Genomic DNA, 8,589 nt, shown 5'->3' on the forward strand with positions numbered 1-8,589 from the left:
GGGCGCGTAGATCTTCGGACAGGGTTCTCGCCATGCAAGCTGGCCTCCGTGCCCAGCAGGCACGGTGAATCAGATTTCGCGCCGGGCGGGAATCCTCAGCGACTCTGAATGGTCAGATTTCGCTCTATCATCGCTACGCGCAATTCCTCGCCCGCCATGGCTTCCACGTCCTCACCTATGACTACCGGGGCATCGGGGCGTCGCGGCCGCCGCGCCTTCGCGGTTGTGGCTACCGCTGGCGGGATTGGGGAACGCTGGATTTCGATGCGGCTCTGCGCTTCCTGTGCGATGCTCTGCCTGGCATGCCGCTTCACGTGGTCGGCCACAGCATCGGCGGCTTCCTGCCCGGATACGCCGAGGCTGCACCTGCTCTGTCGCGCATCCTGACCGTCGGGGCGCAGTACGCCTATTGGCGGGACTACGCCGCGCATCGCCGATTGAGGCTGCTGCTGAAATGGCATGTCGCGATGCCCATGCTCACAGCGGCGCTCGGCTATTTTCCGGGTCGGCGGCTGGGTTGGCTGGAGGATCTGCCGGCCGGCGTCGCCAATGAATGGAGCTTTCGTGGTTCTCGATTCGAGAGTTGCCACGAAGCAAGAGAGCGGACCGAGGTTCTCGAACGCTTCGCTGCGGTGAAGGCGCCCATCCTGGCGGTCGCCACCGCGGACGATGAATATGCGACACCGGCGGCCATGCGACGCGGCCTGTCTTACTACTGCCACTCACCCCGCATGATGGTCGTGTTGCCGCCGCGCTCGCTCGGCAGCGAGGCGGTGGGCCACTTTGGCTTGTTTCACACTCGTCATGAGGTGACGTTCTGGATTTCTACCCTTCGGTAGCTCAGAGATGGCATCAGTCCATGGAGCGGCAAGCCGGTATCCGAATAACCCCAGTAAATGTGTCACATCACATCAGCGGGGCTCAAAGGTAACCAGGGCGAAGATCCCACTTTCCAGCCGCCGAGGAAGAGAATTTTCTTCATTCGAACCTCAGAGCCCTTCCGGAACAGATTGAATTTCTGGAATCGGTTGTGATTTCCTGGGCGGCGGCCGTGCTGGGGGATCATGCATGTGGCAGCCGGAACATCGTCGCGCCGCGATGCGGCGCAGGTTGCGCTACGAGAGCGACCTGGCGGATGCGGAATGGGCACTGGCGGCACCGCTGATCCGGCCGGCGAAGCGCGGCGGTCGGCCGCGGACGGTGGATGTGCGCGAGGTGCTCAACGCCATCCTGTACGTGCTCTGGACCGGCTGCCAATGGAAGGCGTTGCCGAAAGACCTGCCGCCGCGGAGCACGGTGTGGGACTACCTGGACCGCTGGGAGTGGGACGGCACGCTGCCGCGCATCCATCATGCGCTCTACGTCAATGAGACCGTGCCCAGCAGCGCATCGAGCAGCGCGCCTGTTGCGGCGACGACTTCCACCTCGGCGCGGTGCTCGACCGCCCAGGCGAGCGGCGGGAGGATCGGGGTCTCCTCCATCGTCTCGCCGTGGCGACGCTGCCCTCGCAGGCGATCGAGATCGGTTACGCCACCGCCACCCGCATGATGACCGCCGTGCTCAAGAACCAGCAGGCGGGGACGGAATACGCGTGACGACCATCGCGCTGCCTGCGGACGACCTCAGGCGGAAGTCACGCATTCACTCGTCGCGCCCGCATCAACGGCGAGCCGCTTGCAGGGCCGCATTTTGCCTTTGCACCGCGACGTGGCGGGCTTCAAGTGCCGCGACATCGGCGGGGTCCTCGATGCCGAGGCGCCCGGCCGACACGGCGAGCTCCGCGTGGCGGAGCAGTTCTGCCCTTCGCTCCGCGCGGGTCTCGACCGCGATCACGCGCCCGAGCGTCTCCAGCAGGCGGATCAGCACTGCCGGCGACCCTGCGGCGTTCTGCCGGATCATGTGGAACATCGCGTCGCAGAGACCGGCGTAGTCCGTCACCTCGCGATGGAGCACCACCCTGCCGCCGCGCTCGATCGTGGGGCCGGTGAGGCGACGCGGGGCGATCTCGCACAGTGCCGCGCCCAGCCGGTCGACGACCGCTACAGCGGTGAACGGGTCGTTGATGCCGGGCGACAGCGCCCGCAGCGCGATCTCCACGAGCTGCCGCACCGCGAATTCGAGGTCCTGCGTCGCCGCCTGCCTGGAGCCGAGCGAGAACGCGGCGCGGATGGCCCGCCCGGCCTCTTCGCTGCCTCGGCCCTGGATCAGTTCCGCCACGGCCGCCTCCGGGAAGAGGTAGTCGCCGGGGCGGACCAGCAGCACCACGACCGCGCCCGTCTCCTCCGCCCAGTTTGCCAGCCCATTGTGATCCACGGCCCGCAGGTAGCCGCGTTCGGCCAGGGTCACCGGTACTCCGCGCGGCGGAGCGGAGCCGGCGACGCTCGCTGGGGCACCGTGGTCGAGGCGGTCGATCGCCTCCGAGAACTCTTCATGCACCACGTCGATGACCGTTTCGACGTTGATGCCGGTGGCCACGTGGTGGACGAACCACACGAGGGTGGCCACGCAGAGCAAGGCGAGGAGCAGCGCACCCGTGACGCCGAGATGCGGGACGAACGCCACCTCTTCGACGGAGCGGACGGTGCGCAGCACCACGAGCGCGTAGGCGAAGGTGCCCAGGAAGATGCCGAGTGCGTACTGATTGCCGCTGTCGCGGACGAAGTTGCGCAGCAGGCGCGGCCCCATCTGGCCGGAGGCCAGCGAGAGCGCCGCCACGGTGATCGAGAAGGTGGTGCCCGCGACGCCGATCGTGGAGGAGGCCACGGCGCCGAGCAGGGCCCGCGCGCCCGCTTCACCCCCGGTGTAGACCCACCCGCTCGGCACCCAGGGCAGCTCCGAGGCCGTCTGCTCGGCCAGGACCGCCGCCTGGCCGAGGAGGACCCCACCGAGCACGAGCAAAGCCGGGCGAATCCAGAAGATGTCTCCAAGCGCCTCCAGCCATTCCCGCAACCGGCTTGTCATGGCCGGTCCCCGGCTGGGCGCTGTGCGGCCTCGCGCACCGCCTGCCAGCGAGGCCGTGGGACGTCCCGCCCGGCAGCCGGCCAGCCTTCGCGCTGCCGGTTGCGGTCGCCGTCGGTCTCCTCGGTCTGGTCGTGGAACAGCACCTGCGTTGTCGGGAAGGGCAGGTCGAGGCCGGCGTCGGTCACCGCCTGCTTCACCGCCTCGATGGCACCATCGAGCGCATCCACCGCCTCGCGCCGCCGCGGCGGGTTGATCCAGAAGCGGGCCACCATGTCCACGCCGGCGGTGCCCAGGCCGGTCACCAATGCCTCGGGCTCCGGGTCGGCCAGAACGCCGGGGGTGGAGCGAAGGGCCTGCACGACAACGTCGCGCGCGCGGGCGATGTCGTCGCCGTTGCCGATCGTCAGGGCGAACTGCAACCGGCGCCTCTCATAGGCGGTGATGACCTCGATCTTGTCCGTGAAGAGGGAGGCGTTCGGGATCAGGATGCGGCGGTTGTCGTAGGTCCGCAGCACCGTTGCCCGGATCCAGATGTCCTCGACGGTGCCTTCCTGTTCACCGTGCCGAATCTGGTCACCGATGCGGAACGGGCGGGTGAGCAGGATCAGGACGCCGGCGAGCAGGTTCTGCAGCACGTCGCGGAAGGCAAAGCCGATGGCCACACCACCGATGCCGAGAAGGTTAAACAGGTCGGCCGCCGACACCGAGGGAAACGCGACCGCGGCGGCGATCAGGAAAACGATGAGCGTGACGAGGCCGCCCGCGATGCGCCCCAGCACGGCCGCCGAGCCGGCGGAGGCCTCCCGCAGGGACGCAGCGCGGGTCACCGCGGCGCGGACTCCGCGCACCAGGAGCAGGCCAAGGCCGAAGACCACAAGGCTCAGGAGCAACCCCGGCAGGATGACAGCGGCAGAATGACCCAGGGCCTCGAGGCGGCCCAGCGCTTCATCGAACATCGCATGACCTCGGTGAAACCGAAGCCGAACGCGCCGGGCGGCGGAAAGTGCGCCGGAGGCGGCTGGACGGGGCGGAGGTCCCGGCTAGCGCGGCCCGCCATCCACACTGCCGACGCCGTCCAGAGAGCCGGCAGCCCCGGCTTGGCTCGCGTTCTGGATGACGCTGAGGCTTCCGTCCGTCTCCAGCACGACTGCCGCGACCTCCGCGGGCTCGCCCGCGCCCGAGCCTCGCAACGCGGCGAGGACCTCCGCGCGGGTCACGCGCTGCGCGCGCATGGCGCCTTCCAGGAAGCGGCCATGGTGGAGCAGGAGGGTTGGCTCCGACTTGACCAGGTCGCTGAACCGCGGCGACCGGACGGCGAGCCACGCGACGAGGTATTGCAGGCCGGCCAGCAGGGCGAAGGCGGCGAGGCCCTCGACCAGGGCCACCGACTTGCTGAGCAGCACGGTGGCCAGGGTGGAGCCGAGGGCGACGGTGACGATCAGGTCGAAGGCGTTCAGCTTTGCCAGCGTGCGCTTTCCCGAGACGCGGAGCAGCAGCACGAGGGTCACGTAGGCCAGGGTGCCGACCACGAGCACGCGGAGCAGGCCGAACCAGCTGTCGAAGAACATCGTCCGGATCCTTTCCGACCGGCCCCGCCCACCTCGGCGGCGGCGCGAGTATCAAAGCCACATCCTCCGGCAAGACCGGCCGATGGTGTCGTTGTCGATGTCGAGAACGCACGGCGCTCGACCTCGGCGGCGTCACCGTCGGCGGTCTGAAGAAAGGCCCGCTTGGACGCGTCCCAGGGTGCTGCGCGGCGGCAGGTCGGGCGCGCCGGCGGCGACCGGGTTCCGCTCCAGTGCCGTAATGAGGTCGCGCATCTCCGCGATCTCGCGCACCTGTGCCTCGATGATCTGGTCCGCCAGACGACGCACGCGCGGATCCCGGATGTGGGCGCGCTCACTCGTCATGATCGCAATGGAGTGGTGCGGCATCATCGCCTTCATATAGGCCAGATCGCCGACGGTCTCCTGACTGCGCACGAGCCAGAGCGAGACGACGAACACGACGGCACTGCCGGCGAGAATGGCGATGTTCGCGCTGCGGTTCCTGTACATGCCCAGCATGAACAGCAGCATGATGATCGCCATCGCCGCGCCCATCAACAGCGCCATCCATGTCCGTGTCTGGCTGTAGACGACGTGGTCGAGCGCGTAGGTGTTCAGATACATCAGGCCGAACATCACCACGGTCGAGGTGGCGATCATCGCGCCGAAGCGCAGGTAGCTCATCGCTAGCTCTCCCTCGAATAGCACCAGAGGGGAACGCTCCGCCTTGCATGCGGATGCAAGGAGTTGGCTAGGAGCCGATCTCGGCAGTTTCGCCGCCAAGCCGGATTCCCAAAGGAGAATGAGCGTTGCTCACCCTCGACCTTCCGGCCGAGGCGTACTGGCCCGACCTTCCGTGCGGCGTGCGCATCGAGATCCGCCCAGTGACGACCGCAGTCATGGCTGCGGCGCAGGCCGCCGCCGCGCGCAGGCTGGCCGCGATCCGCATCGCCGATCCTGACCTCGCCCCCGACATGTCGCGCGGGCTTTCCTTCGCCTTCCTATAGGCGCGGTGCTGGTGGCGGCGCGGCTCAACCGGCTCGCCCGCCGGGCGCATACGTTGTCGCAGCTGCTGGAGGAGGCTACGCGATCAGGGCGGCGGACATGCCCGACGCCGGCGACCTCATGATGCGGATCTACGCGGCCATGGCGCAGAAGGAGCGTGGGCTGATCAGCGGCGGACCCGGGCGGCGCTGGCCGCTGCCAAGGCCCGTGGGGCGGTGCTGGGCGGCGACATGGGCTACCCGCCAGCCAGTGGCCGCGACGCCGCCGCACCAGCTGTTGGCGCGGCAGCAGGCGGCGGGACGGGCCACGCATCGGCTGGCGCTGGAGGTCGAGCGGCTGTGCGGCGAGGGCGTGACCGGCCAGGCGGCGATGGCCAGGGCGCTGAACAAGCGCGGGGTGCCGGTGCCGTCAGGCCGCGGCGCCTGAACCCACACCACGGTGGCGCGGTGCTGGCGCGGGCGGCACCCTGATCGCTTCTGTCGAACCACCGAGAAGGGCCGATTGTGTTGAAAAACCTGGCCGGAGCTACTGGTGTTCTGCTCTAACGTAATATGAGTTCGCGCAGGACACCGCAAGCGTATTAGAGTTGTTGATTGGCGCGCCCGCAGGCCTGTTTCTTGCGCGCTCAGCGGGCGCTCGGACTTTTTCAACACCATCGGCCATGAGCGGACAGCCGTGGCAGCAGCCGGGTCGCAGAAGACGGGATAGAGCGTCAGCCGCGCCGCGCCGCTTCGATCGCAGCGACGTCGATCTTCCTCATGGTCATCATGGCCTGGAACGCGCACCGAGCCTCGTCGCCGCCTGCCGCCATCGCCTCGGTCAGCACGCGCGGCGTGATCTGCCAGGAAATCCCCCATCGATCCTTGCACCAGCCGCACGCGCTCTCCTGCCCACCGTTACCGATGATGGCGTTCCAATAGCGGTCGGTCTCGGCCTGGTCGTCCGTGGCAATCTGGAACGAGAAGGCTTCATTGTGCCGGACTTCGGCCCCCCCGTTCAGGCCAATGCAAGGGATACCAGCGACCGTGAACTCGACGACCAGCACGTCGCCTGCCTTGCCGGCTGGATAGTCGCCGGGTGCACGGTGAACGGCCCCCACCGCGCTGCCAGGGAAGGTCTCGGAGAAAAAGCGCGCGGCAGCCTCGGCATCCTTATCATACCACAGGCAGACCGTATTCTTCGACATTGCTTGTCCTTTCCCTTTGCGGCCGGTTTGCCGACCTTGTCTCCCAATCCGACATCCTGCGGCTTGGGTGGTGATTCACCCTGTCTGCGCCTTGGAAGGGTCCGTCGCACTCGGGTAATGGCAAAGGGCAGTCAACTTTAGCGTCGCCGTCCGCTCCAGGTCGCCTGCCGCGGCACCCATGGCTCCCAAGAATGCCGCCTGGACCAGGACGGGGCACGATGGCCTCGCCCCGCTGCGTGGCGTCAAGCCTTCGGCCTGGCCGAATAGGCTCCGCCTGCCGCCCGCACCTCGGCCGCCGTCTTCGCGGTGCGCAACCGTGCCAGATGCTCGGCCTCGCCAACCAACATTTTCTCGGCGTTTTCCAGCACCTGGGCGGCACGGTCAGCAGAAAACTTCACCGCGCCGTTCTCGTCCATGTGGATCAACTCACCCGGCGCAACATCCATGCCGCCGACCGAGACCGGCACGTTCACTGCCTGAACCGCCATCTCGCCATGTCCGGCCGTGACGCCGCCGAGCAGCAACTGGAAGCCAAGCTTGCGGACCGCATCGACGTCGCGCGAGGGTCCGTTCGACAGCATGCCGATGCAGCCTACCGACATCATGGAGGTGACCATGATCTCGCCAGCAAGCCCGGCCTTCGCCATCAGCTCCGGCGGCCATTTCTGCTGGATGACCAGGATGGTCGGCTTAGGCATGGCATCGAGCGCCTCGATCACGTCCATGAAGCTGAGCCGGCCACTGTAGTTGGGATCCGGCAGGCCGTAGACGCAGGTGACCGCGTGGCCGATGACCGGCCCCATCTCCGGATAGATGCAGCGGATCGAGCTGTCGGTGTACCAGTTCTCAGTCCAGGGATTGTACAGCCCGAGGCAGAGCGGGTTCTTCGGATAGGTCGCCACGACATTGGTGATGGTTGGCGTGTCGATCTTGCGCAGTCCGGCGAAGATCTCGTCCTTGCTGGCCGTCATGCCGGCGCTCTCCCCTGATTGGCCGGCGTATGGTCGCTGGTCGGGCGCCTCCCGTCCAGGCCCCCGCAGGCCCTCGCTACGGACCGTCCCGCTGGCCAAGGACATGCGGACGGCGTGGCTGGCCTGCAAATTCCCTGACGTGCCGCCGACTGGTGTGATGCCGGGCCGACCCAGCGGCGCCAACATATCGGGATCACCGGCGCGCCGGACCGTTGTCGCCAGCGCCCCCGGCACTGATCGTTGTGTCCTCCACACCGCCGACGCCACGCTGACACCCGTTCGTGGCATTCGGCGCTATGGTGAAATTGATGTCGGCGAGCGTGCCTTCACGCTCGCCGCGCCATCAGGCTTAGAGCTGACCCTAGGGGATGGCTTGGTATCTTCCCTACGGTCTGTGAGGGGCATTCAAGTGGTGCAGACTAGCGCACCGATGTCACCCGGATCGTCTGGAGGCGCTTTGCTCGACGCCAAGGGTAATTTGATTGGCATCCTGGCCTTCGACGTTCGTGGCGTGCAATCACTTGGCTTCGCCCTCGCGGCTGAAGGTTTTTGGACCTTGCGATAGGCTGCCTGCTCCAATCGGCCGGTCAAGAAAGGTGGGGCACCGGGCCACTTCCCTCAACTGGTTGATTTCTTGGTGCCGGGTGAGGGGAATGGCCCAAAAAGCGGAAAGCCGCAGAAAACCTAGGTTTGGCGGCACGCTCGGTTAACCTTGTATCCCATGCCGTATCCCGAAATGGAAGGGCTACTATGCTGGCGAGCGGTGCCTCGCGGGACTTCGATTGCGTCCTGCCTAGCACTACTTCGGCACTTTCATTCGCGCTTGTGTAGGTCGATGAACTCGCGGCATCTGGGACATCGCAGCCGGATGGCGGCAGCGAGCTGAGCCAGCAGTGCGCGCCGGATGGCGGGCAAGGTG

General features: G+C 67.2%; 10 protein-coding genes and 1 pseudogene. 5 read left to right on the forward strand and 6 right to left on the reverse strand.

The window, feature by feature from the left end; all coding sequences use genetic code 11:
* Positions 1–116: 116 nt before the first annotated feature.
* Together H7965_RS27275 and H7965_RS31410 are read left to right on the forward strand one after the other, a co-directional pair.
* A complete protein-coding gene (locus H7965_RS27275) occupies positions 117–839 on the forward strand; it encodes an alpha/beta hydrolase family protein (protein ID WP_229682823.1) in 723 nt (240 codons plus the stop codon).
* Between the two features lie 229 nt (positions 840–1,068).
* Positions 1,069–1,476: pseudogene (locus H7965_RS31410) on the forward strand (transposase); the annotation flags it as partial.
* A gap of 183 nt (positions 1,477–1,659) precedes the next feature.
* Here the strand turns inward: H7965_RS31410 and H7965_RS27285 are convergent.
* The 4 genes from H7965_RS27285 to H7965_RS27300 all read right to left on the reverse strand — a co-directional run bounded on the left by H7965_RS27285 (position 1,660) and on the right by H7965_RS27300 (position 5,192).
* On the reverse strand, positions 1,660–2,961 hold the full coding sequence (locus H7965_RS27285) for a DUF2254 domain-containing protein (RefSeq protein WP_186773693.1): 1,302 nt from the start codon (positions 2,959–2,961) through the stop codon (positions 1,660–1,662).
* Positions 2,958–3,917 (reverse strand): mechanosensitive ion channel family protein, encoded by a 960-nt coding sequence (locus tag H7965_RS27290; protein WP_186773694.1) that lies wholly within the window; start codon positions 3,915–3,917, stop codon positions 2,958–2,960. Before H7965_RS27290 ends, H7965_RS27285 begins: the two co-directional genes overlap by 4 nt.
* An 84-nt stretch (positions 3,918–4,001) precedes the next feature.
* Positions 4,002–4,529, reverse strand: a complete 528-nt coding sequence (locus H7965_RS27295; protein ID WP_186773695.1) for a DUF421 domain-containing protein — start codon at positions 4,527–4,529, stop codon at positions 4,002–4,004.
* Positions 4,530–4,661: 132 nt separating this feature from the next.
* Positions 4,662–5,192, reverse strand: a complete 531-nt coding sequence (locus tag H7965_RS27300; protein WP_186773696.1) for a DUF305 domain-containing protein — start codon at positions 5,190–5,192, stop codon at positions 4,662–4,664.
* Positions 5,193–5,317: 125 nt separating this feature from the next.
* Here H7965_RS27300 and H7965_RS27305 point away from each other — a divergent pair, with 125 nt between their 5' ends.
* Positions 5,318–5,515 carry a hypothetical protein gene (locus H7965_RS27305; protein WP_229682821.1) on the forward strand — a complete coding sequence of 66 codons (198 nt, stop codon included), beginning with the start codon at positions 5,318–5,320 and terminating at the stop codon, positions 5,513–5,515.
* 97 nt (positions 5,516–5,612) lie between these two features.
* The gene (locus tag H7965_RS27310) at positions 5,613–5,939 is read left to right on the forward strand and encodes a hypothetical protein (protein ID WP_186773697.1); all 327 of its coding nucleotides are present in this window, start codon (positions 5,613–5,615) and stop codon (positions 5,937–5,939) included.
* Between the two features lie 286 nt (positions 5,940–6,225).
* Here H7965_RS27310 and H7965_RS27315 read toward each other — a convergent pair whose 3' ends face one another.
* Both H7965_RS27315 and H7965_RS27320 read right to left on the reverse strand, forming a co-directional pair.
* Entirely contained in the window at positions 6,226–6,699 is a 474-nt protein-coding gene (locus H7965_RS27315) for a VOC family protein (protein WP_186773698.1), read from the reverse strand.
* Positions 6,700–6,941: 242 nt separating this feature from the next.
* The gene (locus tag H7965_RS27320; RefSeq protein ID WP_229682822.1) at positions 6,942–7,904 is read right to left on the reverse strand and encodes an RraA family protein; all 963 of its coding nucleotides are present in this window, start codon (positions 7,902–7,904) and stop codon (positions 6,942–6,944) included.
* Here H7965_RS27320 and H7965_RS32075 point away from each other — a divergent pair.
* Positions 7,828–8,235, forward strand: a complete 408-nt coding sequence (locus H7965_RS32075; RefSeq protein ID WP_390624630.1) for a trypsin-like peptidase domain-containing protein — start codon at positions 7,828–7,830, stop codon at positions 8,233–8,235. The genes H7965_RS27320 and H7965_RS32075 overlap by 77 nt on opposite strands.
* Positions 8,236–8,589: the final 354 nt, after the last annotated feature.

Source organism: Siccirubricoccus deserti (assembly GCF_014283215.1).
Lineage (GTDB): Bacteria > Pseudomonadota > Alphaproteobacteria > Acetobacterales > Acetobacteraceae > Siccirubricoccus > Siccirubricoccus deserti.

What these genes read in the sequence shown, in the direction of transcription:
- H7965_RS27285 (WP_186773693.1), bottom strand. Translation starts at nt 2,961, where the DNA reads ATGACAAGCCGGTTGCGGGAATGGCTGGAGGCGCTTGGAGACATCTTC.
- H7965_RS27290 (WP_186773694.1), bottom strand. Translation starts at nt 3,917, where the DNA reads ATGTTCGATGAAGCGCTGGGCCGCCTCGAGGCCCTGGGTCATTCTGCC.
- H7965_RS27295 (WP_186773695.1), bottom strand. Translation starts at nt 4,529, where the DNA reads ATGTTCTTCGACAGCTGGTTCGGCCTGCTCCGCGTGCTCGTGGTCGGC.
- H7965_RS27300 (WP_186773696.1), bottom strand. Translation starts at nt 5,192, where the DNA reads ATGAGCTACCTGCGCTTCGGCGCGATGATCGCCACCTCGACCGTGGTG.
- H7965_RS27310 (WP_186773697.1), top strand. Translation starts at nt 5,613, where the DNA reads ATGCCCGACGCCGGCGACCTCATGATGCGGATCTACGCGGCCATGGCG.
- H7965_RS27315 (WP_186773698.1), bottom strand. Translation starts at nt 6,699, where the DNA reads ATGTCGAAGAATACGGTCTGCCTGTGGTATGATAAGGATGCCGAGGCT.
- H7965_RS32075 (WP_390624630.1), top strand. Translation starts at nt 7,828, where the DNA reads ATGCCGGGCCGACCCAGCGGCGCCAACATATCGGGATCACCGGCGCGC.